General features: G+C 45.3%; 16 protein-coding genes and 3 pseudogenes. 9 read left to right on the forward strand and 10 right to left on the reverse strand.

What is annotated here, in order from left to right:
* Nucleotides 1–36: 36 nt before the first annotated feature.
* A complete protein-coding gene (locus KCG55_RS09480; RefSeq protein WP_254322873.1) occupies nt 37–753 on the forward strand; it encodes an S-methyl-5'-thioinosine phosphorylase in 717 nt (238 codons plus the stop codon).
* A gap of 46 nt (nt 754–799) precedes the next feature.
* On the opposite strand, the gene KCG55_RS09485 is transcribed toward KCG55_RS09480, so the two are convergent.
* The 3 genes from KCG55_RS09485 to KCG55_RS09495 form a co-directional block, all read right to left on the reverse strand.
* On the reverse strand, nt 800–1,294 hold the full coding sequence (locus tag KCG55_RS09485) for a hypothetical protein (protein ID WP_070748065.1): 495 nt from the start codon (nt 1,292–1,294) through the stop codon (nt 800–802).
* 145 nt (nt 1,295–1,439) lie between these two features.
* Nucleotides 1,440–1,874 carry a hypothetical protein gene (locus KCG55_RS09490; RefSeq protein WP_049322347.1) on the reverse strand — a complete coding sequence of 145 codons (435 nt, stop codon included), beginning with the start codon at nt 1,872–1,874 and terminating at the stop codon, nt 1,440–1,442.
* On the reverse strand, nt 1,867–3,174 hold the full coding sequence (locus KCG55_RS09495; RefSeq protein ID WP_254322874.1) for a homoserine dehydrogenase: 1,308 nt from the start codon (nt 3,172–3,174) through the stop codon (nt 1,867–1,869). Before KCG55_RS09495 ends, KCG55_RS09490 begins: the two co-directional genes overlap by 8 nt.
* A gap of 206 nt (nt 3,175–3,380) precedes the next feature.
* Between KCG55_RS09495 and KCG55_RS09500 the strand changes: the two genes are divergently transcribed.
* Nucleotides 3,381–3,755, forward strand: a complete 375-nt coding sequence (locus KCG55_RS09500; protein WP_254322875.1) for an Mth938-like domain-containing protein — start codon at nt 3,381–3,383, stop codon at nt 3,753–3,755.
* Nucleotides 3,756–3,930: 175 nt separating this feature from the next.
* Here KCG55_RS09500 and KCG55_RS09505 read toward each other — a convergent pair whose 3' ends face one another.
* Nucleotides 3,931–4,221 (reverse strand): RHS repeat domain-containing protein, encoded by a 291-nt coding sequence (locus KCG55_RS09505; protein WP_094192799.1) that lies wholly within the window; start codon nt 4,219–4,221, stop codon nt 3,931–3,933.
* A gap of 296 nt (nt 4,222–4,517) precedes the next feature.
* Nucleotides 4,518–5,063 (reverse strand): hypothetical protein, encoded by a 546-nt coding sequence (locus tag KCG55_RS09510; protein WP_254322876.1) that lies wholly within the window; start codon nt 5,061–5,063, stop codon nt 4,518–4,520.
* Nucleotides 5,064–5,388: 325 nt separating this feature from the next.
* Here KCG55_RS09510 and KCG55_RS09515 point away from each other — a divergent pair, with 325 nt between their 5' ends.
* Nucleotides 5,389–5,919 (forward strand): hypothetical protein, encoded by a 531-nt coding sequence (locus KCG55_RS09515; protein ID WP_254322877.1) that lies wholly within the window; start codon nt 5,389–5,391, stop codon nt 5,917–5,919.
* Between the two features lie 16 nt (nt 5,920–5,935).
* Here the strand turns inward: KCG55_RS09515 and KCG55_RS09520 are convergent.
* Nucleotides 5,936–6,123 (reverse strand): annotated as a pseudogene (locus KCG55_RS09520) (hypothetical protein); the annotation flags it as partial.
* A gap of 53 nt (nt 6,124–6,176) precedes the next feature.
* On the opposite strand from KCG55_RS09520, the gene KCG55_RS09525 reads away from it, so the two are divergent.
* The 6 genes and pseudogenes from KCG55_RS09525 (at nt 6,177) to KCG55_RS09540 (ending at nt 9,147) form a co-directional block, all read left to right on the forward strand.
* Nucleotides 6,177–6,767: a hypothetical protein gene (locus KCG55_RS09525; protein WP_063067875.1), complete on the forward strand. Its 591-nt coding sequence runs from the start codon at nt 6,177–6,179 to the stop codon at nt 6,765–6,767.
* A 212-nt stretch (nt 6,768–6,979) separates the two neighbouring features.
* Nucleotides 6,980–7,582: pseudogene (locus tag KCG55_RS09530) on the forward strand (transposase); the annotation flags it as partial.
* Nucleotides 7,583–7,837: 255 nt separating this feature from the next.
* Nucleotides 7,838–8,311: a hypothetical protein gene (locus KCG55_RS09535; RefSeq protein ID WP_254322878.1), complete on the forward strand. Its 474-nt coding sequence runs from the start codon at nt 7,838–7,840 to the stop codon at nt 8,309–8,311.
* Between the two features lie 29 nt (nt 8,312–8,340).
* Complete coding sequence (locus KCG55_RS10605; RefSeq protein WP_283255522.1) at nt 8,341–8,475, forward strand: hypothetical protein; 135 nt, start codon at nt 8,341–8,343, stop codon at nt 8,473–8,475.
* Nucleotides 8,457–8,729 (forward strand): annotated as a pseudogene (locus KCG55_RS10660) (hypothetical protein); the annotation flags it as partial. The gene KCG55_RS10605 and the pseudogene KCG55_RS10660, both read left to right, overlap by 19 nt.
* 16 nt (nt 8,730–8,745) lie before the next feature.
* Entirely contained in the window at nt 8,746–9,147 is a 402-nt protein-coding gene (locus tag KCG55_RS09540; RefSeq protein ID WP_254322879.1) for a hypothetical protein, read from the forward strand.
* Between the two features lie 668 nt (nt 9,148–9,815).
* Here the strand turns inward: KCG55_RS09540 and KCG55_RS09545 are convergent.
* From KCG55_RS09545 to KCG55_RS09560, 4 genes are all read right to left on the reverse strand, one after another.
* On the reverse strand, nt 9,816–10,433 hold the full coding sequence (locus tag KCG55_RS09545; protein ID WP_254322880.1) for an NAD(P)H-binding protein: 618 nt from the start codon (nt 10,431–10,433) through the stop codon (nt 9,816–9,818).
* Nucleotides 10,434–10,525: 92 nt separating this feature from the next.
* Nucleotides 10,526–12,346, reverse strand: coding sequence for a heme anaerobic degradation radical SAM methyltransferase ChuW/HutW (gene hutW / locus KCG55_RS09550; protein WP_254322881.1), 1,821 nt, complete (start codon nt 12,344–12,346; stop codon nt 10,526–10,528).
* 274 nt (nt 12,347–12,620) lie between these two features.
* Nucleotides 12,621–13,346, reverse strand: a complete 726-nt coding sequence (locus KCG55_RS09555; protein WP_254322882.1) for an ABC transporter ATP-binding protein — start codon at nt 13,344–13,346, stop codon at nt 12,621–12,623.
* Nucleotides 13,347–13,392: 46 nt separating this feature from the next.
* On the reverse strand, nt 13,393–14,334 hold the full coding sequence (locus KCG55_RS09560) for a FecCD family ABC transporter permease (protein ID WP_254322883.1): 942 nt from the start codon (nt 14,332–14,334) through the stop codon (nt 13,393–13,395).
* Between the last annotated feature and the right edge of the window lie 54 nt (nt 14,335–14,388).

Consider the following 14,388-nt stretch of genomic DNA (forward strand, 5'->3'; position numbering starts at 1 on the left):
AGTTTCAGACGGCCATTGATAACAAAGGAAGTCTATATGTTAGCCATTATTGGTGGCAGCGGTTTGACCAAACTGCCGGAACTCGAAATTACTGAACGAAAAATCGTACGCACCCCTTACGGCTTAACCAGCAGCCCTATTTTGTTCGGCAGGTTGGGGCGCTTGGATATTGTTTTCCTCGCCCGACACGGCTTCAGTCATACCATCGCGCCGCATGAAATCAACTACCGCGCCAATATCTGGGCGTTGCACTCTTTAGGCGTCGAAAACATCATTGCCATTTCTTCAGTCGTCGGTATCAATCCTGATTTTGAAAACGGCAGTCTGGTGTTGCCGGACGATTTGATCGACTATACCTATGGCCGTAAAGATACTTTTTTTGAAGGCCAAGAATGTCCGGTTGTCCATACCGATTTTTTCAACCCTTATTGCGATGAATTGCGACAAGAATTGTTGAATATCACGAAAGCGCACAATGTGCCGATTTACGACTCCGCCGTTTATGGCTGCCTGCAAGGCCCGCGCCGTCCGACCCGCGCAGAAATCGCCCGTTATCGACGTGACGGCGTAGATGTACTCGGTATGACCGGCATGCCTGAAGCCGTTTTGGCTAGGGAGTTAAAAATGGCCTATGCCCACTTTTGCAGCGTCAGCAGTATTGATTGCTTTGATAATGGAAAAGGAAATGAAGGCTGTAACGAACAGGTTTCTATGACAATGACCAAAATCCGACAATTATTGAATGGTTTGTAACTGATAATGCCGTCTGAAATGATGTTTTCAGACGGCATTGTTTTATTTAAGAAGCCGTTTCACGTGCCCAATGGGGCAGGGAGGCTTTTTGTTTGCGGAACGAGGCAAGTTTCATACCCCGACATTTTTCAAAAATCAATTCGACCCCGCTTTGCAGCTGCAAAATCAAATTGGTATGCGTTTCCGTTTTAATAAAATCAATATTGCGTTGCACCAAGCGCTGAATGACGGCATAAACATCAAGGCAGCCATTTGCAAAAAACCACGGATTTAACTTTACCCAACGGCCACCGCTTAATGCAGCATCAGGCTGAAAATCAGCGCGAATCTGAGTCAGCCGATTATCGGAGAAATGCAGTTCGATATCGCCATAAAGCCAAATATTCCAGCCATTTTGCACCAACAAGCCTTTAGGGACGCAATCAGGCGCAGGAAACATCTGCAAAATAGACTCTGCAGATTGTCCGATTTCCAGATAGTCAAACCGGCCGGTATACAAAAAATCATAAATATCAACGGCAATAGGAAAGTGGTAGCGCATGGCAACAACCATAGAAAAGCAATTAACCAAGCTATCTTAAACTTAAACCATAATGAAATCAATTCTTATTACTATTTATTCAATATAAGAAAGGCCGTCTGGAATTTCAGACGGCCTTGTATCTTTAGTTTAAATCGATATTGGTTTACTCAGCCTTTAAATCAGCCACGCATTGCTTATCGCGTGCCTCAAAAGCTTCCGCGCCACCCAAGAGCTTGAGTTGCTCCTCAGGGCTGATTTTGCCGAAGTTTCGGATTTGCTCGTCAGAGAGTTTGCTTAAAGGCTGATCCCACATGCAGACACAATAGTCTTGAGCCAATTTCTCGTTTTGCGCATCCAAACCTTTTGCCTTCAAATCAGCTTGCCATTTTTCGGCAAAAGGAATGTTTTTCACACAAGATTCCACCACATTTTGTTTCATCTGCGGCTTGTTCATCGCGCATTGTGAGAGCAGGGCGGTCAGAGCCAGCAAAGACAAAATAATCCATGCCCAAATGCGGATGGTGCGGATTTTTGCCTTGGCTTTCTTTCTGGCCGCCAGTTGTTCTTCAGACGGCCTTTCCGTTTGTTGCTCAGTCATGCAGGCTTTCCATGCGGATCATGGTGATTGGAGCATCCACGCAGCTCAGAGCCTCAATCGCTGCGATAGCACGTTTGACATTGTGTTCCACTGTGGTGTGGGTCAGAATCACAATTTCGGCAGTGCTTTGATTGATCACGCCTTTTTGAATCAGAGCCTCGATAGAAACATTTTCTTTGGCCAAGAGTGCGGCAATTTGACCCAAAGTGCCAGGTTCGTCAGTTGCTTGAACGCGCAGATAGTAGCTGCTGGTAATTTCATCCATAGGCAGAATATTTTGCGCTTGAACTTGTGAAGGCTGGAATGCCAAGTGAGGAACACGATGGTCAGTTTCTGCTTCAATCAGGCGGGCAATATCAATAATGTCGGCAACCACGGCAGAAGCAGTCGGCAATGCACCGGCGCCCGCACCATAATACAAGGTTTCTCCAACCATATCGGCATTGACACGGACGGCATTCATCACGCCGTTAACGTTAGCCAACAGACGGCTTTCAGGAATCAGAGTAGGGTGTACACGCAACTCGATGCCTTTGTCGGTTTTACGGGTAATACCCAATAATTTGATGCGATAGCCAAACTCTTCAGCGTATTTGATATCACGGCTGTCGAGTTTGCTGATGCCTTCCAAATAGCAGGCAGAAAAATTCATTGGTGTACCGAATGCCAATGCGCTCATGATAGTGATTTTATGGCCGGCATCATGACCTTCGATATCAAAAGTAGGGTCAGCTTCTGCATAGCCCAAAGCTTGAGCTTCTTTCAATACGTCTGCAAACGCGCTGCCTTTTTCGCGCATTTCAGTAAGAATGAAGTTGCTGGTACCATTAATAATACCGGCAATACTGCGGATTTGGTTTGCAGCCAAGCCTTCACGCAAAGCCTTGATGATAGGGATACCGCCGGCAACAGCAGCTTCAAACTGCACCATGACATTTTTTTCTTCCGCCAAAGGGAAAATTTCATTGCCGTATTCAGCCAGCAGTTTTTTATTGGCGGTAACAATGTGTTTGCCGTTTTCAATTGCTTTCAATACCACATCTTTGGCAATACCTGTACCACCAAATAATTCAACAACAACATCAACATTTTGATGTTGAACCAGCTCAAACGGATCTTTGATAAAAACAGCATTCGGGCAAATTTGTTTGGCTTTTTCTTCGCTCAAATCACAAACAGCAGAAATACGGACTTCACGTCCCAAGCGGCGGCTAATTTCCGCAGCGTTGTCCTGCAATACAGTGGCCGTACCGCCACCGACTGTACCCAAACCTAAAAGACCGATATTTACTGGCTTCATTGTGTCTCCTTTTGAGCCGATACTTTAAAATAATCACGAAAAACCAAGGCTTGTTATAATCGCTTGCAATCGTAAATTCAGAGCAAAGCATCAATGCACAAGGTCAAACGTTGAATCCTACCTGATATTGCTTGATTTTGCACCTTTTTTTGCAAGTTTCCCAAGGCCGTCTGAAAAATCGTTCTACCATAAAAACAGGAATTGCCATGAAAATCACAGAAAACCATATTGATGAAACCGCATCATTTTTTTCATCCTCACAAGGCATATTGCAAATCGGTGAACAATCATATTCAGAACCTATTTGCTGGCAAGATGGCAAAGTGAGCATCATTCCTCAAACAACCATCGAAGAATTAAACGAACAAATTTTTATATCAGCAATTAAAACAGCAGAAAACCGTCCAGAAGTCATTATCATAGGTACAGGAGTAAAACAAAAATTTCTGCATCCCAAAATTGCAGCAGCCTTATCAGCTTACGGAATCGGTTTCGAATGCATGAACACAGCTTCAGCTTGTAGAACTTTAGTTTTACTGCAAGGAGAAGGCCGAAGCACATGGGCTTGGTTGTGGCCATAATTATAGAAAAGGCGTTTACATCATACCGACAGAAATAAGTTCGCATAATTTATATTATGTTAAATTCATAATGACAGCATTTTAGCCTGCTAACTCCTGTTTCGCTCAGTAGTACAATCACTTACAAAATTCAAAAGTAAAAGGCCGTCTGAAAGGTTTTGCAGACGGCCTTTTATCAAATGCTCCAGCTTTTTCTCAATAAATCCCTTGTTGTTAAATCCCCGGTTCTTTCAATTTCATCCAGCATTCTTTTAGTTGTAATAACAAAACGGTTGTAGTGCAGCCCGCTTTCTTCGTCGTAATACTGACCTTGGAAGCGGAATGGAATGTCGGCTTTGAGGCCGTCTGAAACGGTTTCGTTACGGATTCTGCCCCATGCTTCGTATTCCACCGTCCATACGGCTTCGCCTTTTGCATTGTGTTCGGCAATCGGTGTGCCGAGATGGTCGAGTTGGTAATAAACCAATTCGGGCTGTGCTTCGGACTGCCCTTGGGGTTCGGGCGGGATTTTCAGCAGCGGATCGGTTTCGGGGTTGTAACCGTACGGTTCGGTGGATACCCAAATGTCTTTACTCTATGGTGGTTTACTATTTTCAACTGAGAAGGTCGTCTGAAAAAAGGTTTGAACTTTTCAGACGACTTTGTTAAGTAGAAAAAGTAGAGTCTAAATTTAGATAATAAATTAAACAAACTATATTTGATTAGAATCAGGCCATTAATAATCTTTATTAAGGCATTGATCTTAATCTAAGCTAAAATTAACTAAGCAAATATAAATCCTTTATCAAACCCATGTTCATGTAATTCAAATATTAATTCATCAGAAAAAAATAAATCCGTTGAACATGCTGGGTTGTTATGCCTACCAATACCTATAACTTCCAGTGAATTGTCATTCAATTTCATATTATCTGATGATAAAAACGAAGTATTCTCATCGATATAAATTCTTTCTGACTCTTGTTCATCAATTATATTTTCAGTATGCAATGAATTAATTAGAAAATATTTATCCAACAGAATAGTATCTTTACATAACAACTCAATTGGAATTATCTGAATCTCTTGATTATATTTATTTATTAAAAAATCAGCTAATTTTTTATCTACTAAAATGGTTGTTGCATTAGTCAGTAGTATATAATGGTTTTTTAATTCCGTACTTTTTGCTTCTATTTCAAATCTAGGTATAAAATCTAAACTTAATCTTTTCGAGTCACAAAATCCCAAATAACTAAATTTATCTTGATCTAAATAAAAAGCTGAAAATTTCCCAGATTGATTTAATTCATATATACACTTTACCATTTCTTTCTTCCTTAATCATTTAATCATAATTGTCCTGGTAATGGTTTTGCCCATTTTCTTCTATTCATATTAAGTGCTCTTTCCCCTGATATTAACTTAATTCTCTCTGCATCCATTATCTCAAAAAGTGCTAATTTATATTGTTCTTGATTCCATTTTTTTAGTTCTCCTTCTCGAACAACCCTATCCATTTGCCCTGATAAATAACGATTGACTACTTCATCATGTCTTCCGCTACACTAGTGTTGCACTTGAAATCCGAATCCAAGGACCCTTGTATATAAACTATTCATGATTTTCCCATCTGTTTTTTGAAAGTACCCATATGAAAAAAGCCTTTGTATTTTCTTTGCTGCTCGCTGGTTTGTCCGCTTCTGCCGCCGCGCAAAACCAAACCGGTGCGTCATCCGATGCTGCGGCAAATAAAAAGCTTGCCGCCGAGTGCGGGCAATTGTTTAAAGATACCAATACTTTGGCGAACGGTTCGCTTTGTTATCGGGACAATAAAGAGACCGCCGAATATTTCGACCTTTTGTCTATGGTTTTGTTGTTTAACCATCCGAAAGTCGATCAGTGCCGACAATATCCGAAACTGGAGGAAGAATTCAAAAAACAAAGCTTTCACCATCTCGACGATAAGGAGTTGAAGCGCCTTTGCGCGGAAAGCCGCGAAGAACGCGACCGTTTGCGCCGCCAGGTAGAGGCGTATATGGACAGTAAGATAAAACAGTATGCGGAAGAAGAAGCGCCGCGCCGAGGTATTCCCGTTGATGAATTGCTGCGTAAAACCGTTGCCGAAGAAACCGAACGCCGCGCCAAAGCCGATGCCTTTATCCGTCAGAAGGATGGCAGATAAGGATGATGGACGGGGTCGTCTGAAAACTTCGGGCATGAATGTATAGTGGATTAAATTTAAACCAGTACAGTGTTGCCTCGCCTTAGCTCAAAGAGAACGATTCTCTAAGGTGCTGAAGCACCAAGTGAATCGGTTCCGTACTATTTGTACTGTCTGCGGCTTCGTCGCCTTGTCCTGATTTAAATTTAATCCACTATAATGCGTTCCGATATTCATGCTTTATTTGAAAATATCATTCCGGTTTAAAAGGAAAAACTATGAAACAATCTGCTTTAGGCTTACTTGCTTTGACTTTATCTTTTTCAGCCGCCGCGCAAGAGCCCGCCGTCAGTTTGAATACGGATCAGGTCGAACATTGCCGGCAAATGCTGCAAGATACGGCGCTGATTGAGGCTACGGCGAATGTATGCGGCGGCAATGAGGACATCAAAGACTATGCCGGGCATTTATACTCTTTGTACATGGCTGCCGATCCGCAAGCCTTGCAATGCGTCAATTACAGCATGGCGATGAAAAAAGCGGGGAAACCGCTGCCTCATTACGGTTATTCCCCTGAGCAAGACAGCAAACAATATTGCGCCCAAAGCCGCAAAGAACGTCATCTTGCCCAACAACGCGCCGAGGCTTTGGTTGAAAAAGAGCTGCCGAACATTGCCCGCAAAGTTTCCGAAGAATCGAATGCGCTTTATCAAGAGCATCAAAAGCAATTGGCGCAACGACAAAATGCAGAACCGGACAACTGGGAAAAACCGAAATCTTCCAAGCAAATCTTGAAAGAAATGCGCGAACAACTGGCAGCCAGCCGTAAAAAAGCGGAAATTGCCCGCCGGAAAATAGAAAAACAGTAACGAAGTTTCGGACAATACGGACAGACGGTCTGCCCTGACCGGATACAAGAAACCCGCTTTTTAAAGCGGGTTTTTATCTTGGAATCGATTAAGGTTTTCAGACGACCTTTTAGCAGAAGAAACTAATTGGGGCGGTTAACTGATTTTTGGAGACCTTTGCAAAATTCCTCAAAATCCTCTAAATTCCTTCCAAGACATTTAGGGGATTTTCCATGAGCACCTTCTTCCAGCAAACCGCACAAGCCATGATTGCCAAACACATCGACCGTTTCCCACTATTGAAGTTGGATCAGGTGATTGATTGGCAACCGATCGAACAACACCTGAATCGTCAAAGAACCCGTTACCTTCGAGACCACCGCGGCCGTCCCTCCTATCCCCTGTTGTCCATGTTCAAAGCTATCCTGCTCGGACAATGGCACAGCCTATCCGATCCCAAACTCGAACACAGCCTCATCACCCGTATCGACTTCAACCTGTTTTGCCGTTTTGACGAACTGAGTATCCCCGATTACAGCACCTTATGCCGCTACCGCAACTGGCTGGCGCAAGACGACACCCTGTCCGAATTATTGGAACTGATCAACCGCCAACTGACCGAAAAAGGCCTAAAAGTAGAGAAAGCATCCGCCGCCGTCGTTGACGCCACCATTATCCAGACCGCCGGCAGCAAACAGCGTCAGGCCATAGAAGTCGATGACGAAGGACAAGTCAGCGGCCAAACCACACCGAGTAAAGACAGCGATGCCCGTTGGACAAAGAAAAACGGACTCTACAAACTCGGTTACAAACAACATACCCGCACCGATTCTGAAATCGCTTTCAGACGGCATTTCGCCCCAAAAGAGCGGTGGATTTTGCAAAAGTTTTTCGGCTTTGCACTCCGCACGCAGGCAGCCTGAAAACGCCGAGCAGGTCGGGGCATGGATGCCCGACAAACAAACTGTTCAGACGGCCTTACCGCATTCGGATGTTCGTCGTTTGCATTATTTGCAATGTTGTTTTATCATCAATACTACATTGATTATGTTGCATATTTTAGTAATTTATTGTTTTTAAAAGGTATTTAAATGAAGAAAAAAATGCTGCTTTTAACCTTGCTGGTCTCGGCAACAGTGGTGGCGAAGCCGGTAAATAGTGGAAAAATAGCCCATCATCAAACCGTGTCGTGCGGCAATCAGGTTTATGTACAATCATCAGGCGGCGCAGTGTTAAAGGAAAAGCCCGATGCCCGTTCGAAAACGGTAATGCAGTTAAGAAACACCCAATATCTCTGTGTGGTTGGCAATGTGGCTGAATCAAACGGCTGGACGCTGGTGAAAAAAGTGCCTCCGGCAGCGAGTGCAGGCTGTGAAGATGCAGGCGCGAAAGAATGCTTGAAAATGGCAGATTTTCCAAGCAAATGGCAGGTAAAGAAACCGTCAGGCAGCCAATGCCGTCTGACGACTTCGTTTGACGAGGGCGGGCAGCTTGTTGTAACCGCCAGTGGTGTATGTGCAACCGGCTGGGTTAAAACAAAGGCTGTCCGTTTTTTTGCAGATTAATTTTTTAACACGGCATAAAAGGAATTGAAATGTCTGAAATTCAAGAACGGCAGAATCAACGGATTATTGATTATGCTGAAGCAAACTTTTCGAAAACCACGCATGAATACGGCAGACAGGATATGCAAATAAATCTGGAGAGAAAATTGATCCTTCTCGTTTAAATGAAGACAAAGATCATGATGGAAGAAAAGGTGTTGATTGTTCTTCTCTTGTTTATTTTTCATTAGAAGGAGCGGGATTTAATCTTAAAATGGAAGCCAAAGACTTTGGAACCAGAACGCTGTTTAACGGAAAACATATAACGAACTATGCTCAAAAAAATTTTGATGTACTACCTGCATCTGCCAAAACAGATGGCAGTTTGAAAGCAGGCGACATATTAATGATGACAATGCCGGGAGGTTCTCAACACGTTGCTGTTTTTAAAGAGTATGATGAAAAAGGACGCATTCATTTTTTTGGATCTCAAACATCAACAGGGCCTGCTGAAAGTAGTGATGACAGGAAATTCTTATTGGGATCAAAAAACTATTTTTCACGGTGCATTACGGCCTAAAGAAAACTTTATTAAACCTGAGATGGCGCCGGATATTGGAAAAAATGAATCGGAATCCCAATCTAAATATGAAAAAATTCGTTCGATGATCAATGGGTTAATGAATGATAAGGATGGTTCGTACACCAAGCAGCTTTTAGCAGAAAACCAAGATATTGTTGATAAATTCAACAAACGTGTACAGGAGGGTTTGGCACAACAGACACCATCGTTTTCGAACCAAGAGACTCAAATTGCACAACAGGAAACGGAATACCAGGGTTATTCGCGTAGCTGACGCGGCTTCGTACCCATCCTCACCGTAAAACACACTGACAACAAAAGCTCGTCCTGGCTAAATCGCTATAAACGGAATGAATTTCTAATTAAAATAGAGCATAGGTTTTGAAATTAAAGGTCAGCCAGATGATCTCTTGTAAGATTATTATCTTATATTCATAATGTGATTAACTCGCAAATTTCTTACAGTTTAACTTATCAACTTGCTAAAAAAATTTGCAAATAGGCCGTCTGAACTTAATGTTTCAGACGGCCTTTGCAGTATAAATTAGCTATCCCCTACGCTTTCTTGTTTCACAAGAGTTTGACGGTACTTGGTATTCTTATATCTCCCCTATTCCACTACACAATAAATTAGGAAATAGAGGTAAGGTAAAATTAAATAGCCAAGTTTCTCTTGAAACCTATTGATTTTATACTAAAAATTGGAGTACTATGAGCACACTCTCTAGAGTATCATTAATTCTCATTTGACATATAGGAACAATAAGCGGAATTTGTAGAAGAATAGGAAAAAAGAAAATAATTTATATTATGTTAAATTTATAATGCCAGTATTTTAGTCTACTAACTCCTGTTTCCCTCAATAGAACAATCACTTACAGAATTCAAACATAAAAGGCCGTCTGAAATTTTCAGACGGCCTTTTTATATCCCCCCAGCCTTTTATGCCGCACCAACGCTATACGTTTCGCCCTTGCTGTCCACTTGGCCGACAATGGCAGCAACAGCGGCGGCCAAGCCGTTGCGCGTCATGTATTTTTGCGGAATTTCTTGGGCATTTTGTGTCAAGGTATAGGCATTATCTTCGCCATCGGCAAGGCCGCAGGGGCGCAAGATGGTCCAATTCAAACCACTTTGTTTGAGATAGATTTCGGCTTCTGTTTTAGCACGGACGGCTTCGCCGAGTGCCTGTTTGAACGGCTCGCTCATCATGTCCCATTGTTCACCACAGCCCATGCTGGTAATCAGTACAAAGCGGGCTTGCGGATTGGCGGCTTTCGTAGCGGCAATGATGTTGATATTGCCCAGCGCATCGCTGCGGATGCCCTCTTCGTTTTTGCCGCCGACAAAACTGATCACGGTATCGGGACGATATTGTGCCAACGCTTTATCGAGCGCGTCGGCATCAAGCGCATCGGCGACGACGGTTTGAATATTGTGTTCGGCAAAAAAGCTGTCTTCAGACGGCCTTCTCAATACGGCAACGGTATCAGCTGAGTCAGTCAATGTGCGGATATAGGCGCGGCCGGACGGGCCGTTGGCTCCGAAGATGAGTTGCATGTTTGGGGTTCCTTTGTATGGTAGATGTTTGTTGTTAGAAAATCCGCTCCTCTATGCAGCAAGGAACGGATTATCAGGCCGTCTGAAACCGTTTAAGCGGCATCAAATAATTTGCGCATGGCTTCGATTTGGTGTTGTTTCAACTCGCCTGCTTCATCGCGGCCGACGAAAATTTTAAACATGGCGCCGCCGTTGCGGTTGATAAAGTTGAGCGAGCAAGTGGCTTTGCCCATGAACGGGCGTTCCAAAAGGTAGATGGAGGCGCAGTTTTCGTAATAGATATGACCGTGTACGCCGCCGTCGGTTTCAGGATGGTCAAAGTTGTAGAAACCGCGGCCGACTTTGCCGTTTGGCAGTTTGCCGCTGACTTCGACGATGGCATCGGGGGTGTGGGCGATGAAGGTAACGGATTCATTCCATGCTGCGATGGCTTGGAGGATTTCGACTATGCGGCTGCCTTCGGTTTGGCGCACGTTCTCTTCTGGTAGACAGCGGATAACGTCTTCAAAACTGCATTGGTTTTGCGCGGCCAGCATTTCCAGTACTTGGCCGGGATTTTTTTCCAATGATTGACGCAACATGGTTTGTTGTTCGGCTGAAAGTTTTTGCATGGTTTGATCCTTTTCTTGAGTCGGAAGAGTGAGCATGAGTTTGCGGATAAGGGTGGGCGACCAATAACGGCCGCTGGTATTCAAACGGATCAGGCCGTCTGAATCGGGTTCTTTAAAAAGCTGCATTTCCTGCCATTGGGCAATCAGCTTTTGCGCTGCTTTGTTGCCGTCAAACAATAATGGATTCAGACGGCCTGTTTCAATATCGTGCTGGACTTTGCTGAGCAGTGCTTTATTTGGACTATGGCCGCTCATAAACGCGATGTTTTTCTCGCCTTTCGGCGTGGCGAGATAACTCTCCAAATCACCCTGCACCTGATAACTGAAACCGCCGAAGTTACCGCCTGCGCCGGAGCCGAACGCCAAACAGGGAATGTCGGATTTGATCAGGGTATTGTAGCGGTTGCGCTCGCCGCGGCCGGGATAGGCGAAGTGGCTGTTGCTGACCTGTTCCCAGCCTTTTTCCAGCAGTGTTTCAACCGTGTAGGCATATTGGTCTGCCTGAATATCAAAACCCGGCGGTGTCGGAAATGCACCTTTTTCAATCATGCGGTTGATGGGCAGCATGGGATAAAGGTTGAACGCGTACGTATCCAGACCGGACAGAGGCAGCTCGGCGGCGCGGGCGATATCGTTTTGCCAAACTTCATCGGTTTGATTGGGCAGGCCGAACATCAAATCGGCCACAATCACGGCATCGAGTTCGCACAATTTTGCCAAATATTCAAACGCCTCGTCGCCGCTGTGTTTGCGGCCGAGACGGCGGCGGATGGCGGTATTGAAGGTTTGCACGCCGATGGAAATGCGGTTGGCGCCTGCTTCGATGCAGGCCTGTGCTTTTTCCAAATCGAAATGGCTCATGCGCCCTTCGATGGTGAACTCGCAATCTTCGGCAAGCGGCAGATATTGGTAGCAGGCACGAATCAGGCGGACGAGGTCTTCCGTAAGCAACGCGGTCGGCGTGCCGCCCCCGAAATAAACGGCTCGGATTTTGCCCTTGCCTGTACGGGCTTCGGCTTCAGCGGCCATTTCTTCGATAATTTTGTCGGTATATACGCTGCTTTGGCTGTCCTTCCACGCATTACGGTAGAAGCCGCAAAAAACGCAATGGTTGGCGCAAAATGGAATATGCAGATAAGCAAGCGCGTCCACATCAGTTGCATGGGGAAGCCTTTTCTTCCAAATGTTCTGCCACTGGGGACGCGGCATTGGAACACCGCCCCAAACGGGCATTAATGCCTGACGTTCAGGAAATGCCTTGGGCGCGGATTGTTTCGGAGTCCAAACAAGCTGCTGTACCATGATAATGATTAATAAAAATTATTAATAAGATTAATATATTAAATAACCATCATCGTTTTCTTGTCAATATTTTTATATAATTAAAAATCAGTATTATTTTAAAATATTGTATTCTATAAATAATTAAATGTATTTCTATTTGATGAAAATCGGCATTTTACTTGTGAAATGCGCAAAATTTGGTTCTTCAAGTCGGGAACATCCTCCCATCTCGTTTTATTTTTGAACGATAAAATAAATTTTCTTTATCGTTTTTCAGACGGCCTTTTGGCGTTCAGCTTCTGAAATAAAACCCTGCTTCATCTTCGCAACGGCGTATCTGCCAACCATAAACCGATTCAAGCAAGTCGGGGCGCATCACTTCGCCCACCTTGCCCGATGCCAATACTTTTCCCTTATTCATCAAAATAATATGTTCCGCATAACTCGCGGCGAGGTTTAAATCGTGCAATACCATCATTGATGAGGCACGGTTTGAATGCCCGGCCAAATACTGCAACAGGCGGTGTTGGTGGCGGATATCGAGATGGTTGCACGGTTCGTCCAAAAGCAAGACCGGCGCGTTTTGCAACAGGGCGCGGATGATGTTGGCGCGTTGTTGCTCGCCACCTGAAAGCTTACCGATGCGCTTATCCGCCAATGCCGTCAAATCAAAATAATCGAGCAACTCGTCCGCCCATTCATGGTTCAGACGGCCTTTTTGTACGAATGACGCCAACGCAATGTATTCGCGTACGGTCATTGGCATATTGTAACGGCCATGCTGCCCGACCCATGCCACCCTGCCCGCGCGGATTTGCGGCGCAACGGCCTCACCGAAAAGCGTGATTTCCCCCTGCCCTGTTTGCCCGATTAAGGCACGCAGTAAAGTAGATTTGCCCGCACCATTCGGGCCGATAATGACGGTCATGCCCGAAGGTATATCCAGTTGATCAATTTCAAGCAGGGTTTTGTCTTGGACGCGGACGGAAAGATTACAGATTTGAAATAAGGTGTGCATGGCAAAAGATATGGGGCAATGAAGTTTCAGACGGCCTGTTTAGGCATTAACGGCTTTTCAAAGGCTTGATAAACAAATACATAAAAAATGGTCCACCCAATAAGGCAATCACGATACCGACCGGCAGATCGACAGGGTATGTCAGCCAGCGCGCCGCTCCGTCCACCACCATCAAAAACACTGCGCCCAACCAAGCCGACAGTGCAATCAGCTTGCGGCGGCTGCCACCGACGGTTTGCGCCAGCACATTGGGGATCATCATGCCGAGAAAACCGATGATGCCCGAAAGCGATACTGCCGCCCCCGTCATCAATGCCGCGCCGATTACGGTTTGCACACGCAAAGCCCCAACTGATACGCCCATACTGGCAGCCGTGTCTTCCCCCGTCATCAAAACGTCCAGCCGCCTGCCTGCGGACAACAAAATCAGAAAACCGGGCAACATGACCGCGATTGCCGCGACAGGCGATGAGAAACCGGCTTCGGCAAGGCTGCCCGACAGCCATGTGGTTGCGCTGCGCAATACCAAATCGTCAGATAAAAACAAAATCATGCTGACCACCGCGCCCGAAAACGCGCTCAACACAAACCCCAACACCAGCAATCCCAAAGTACCGCCGCCGAGCAGTTTGTGCACCGCCAAAATCAGCAGGCACACACCCAATGCACCGAGAAAAGCCGCCACCGGCACACCCATCGCGCCGCCGCCCAAAGCCAATAGCACAATCACGCCCAAGGCCGCCCCGCCCGACGTCCCGATCAAACTCGGATCAGCCAGCGGGTTTTCAAATAAAGCCTGCAATGCCGCACCTGAAGCGGACAAACCGGCTCCGACCAAAAGTGCAGTATAGATGCGCGGTAAACGGATTTGACGGACGGTTTCATCCATCACCAACGGCGACTCCCACGCGCCAAAACCGATGCCGCAGCACAAATAAACGGCGGCAGCAGTAAGCAGCAGGCAGAGGGTAAGGGTATGCGGTTTCATGACATCATGCGGTTGAAGCAGATTGAGGGACGGTTTCAGACGGCATTTTTAAGA

This window comes from Neisseria subflava (assembly GCF_024205745.1).
Classification (GTDB): Bacteria; Pseudomonadota; Gammaproteobacteria; order Burkholderiales; family Neisseriaceae; genus Neisseria; species Neisseria flavescens_B.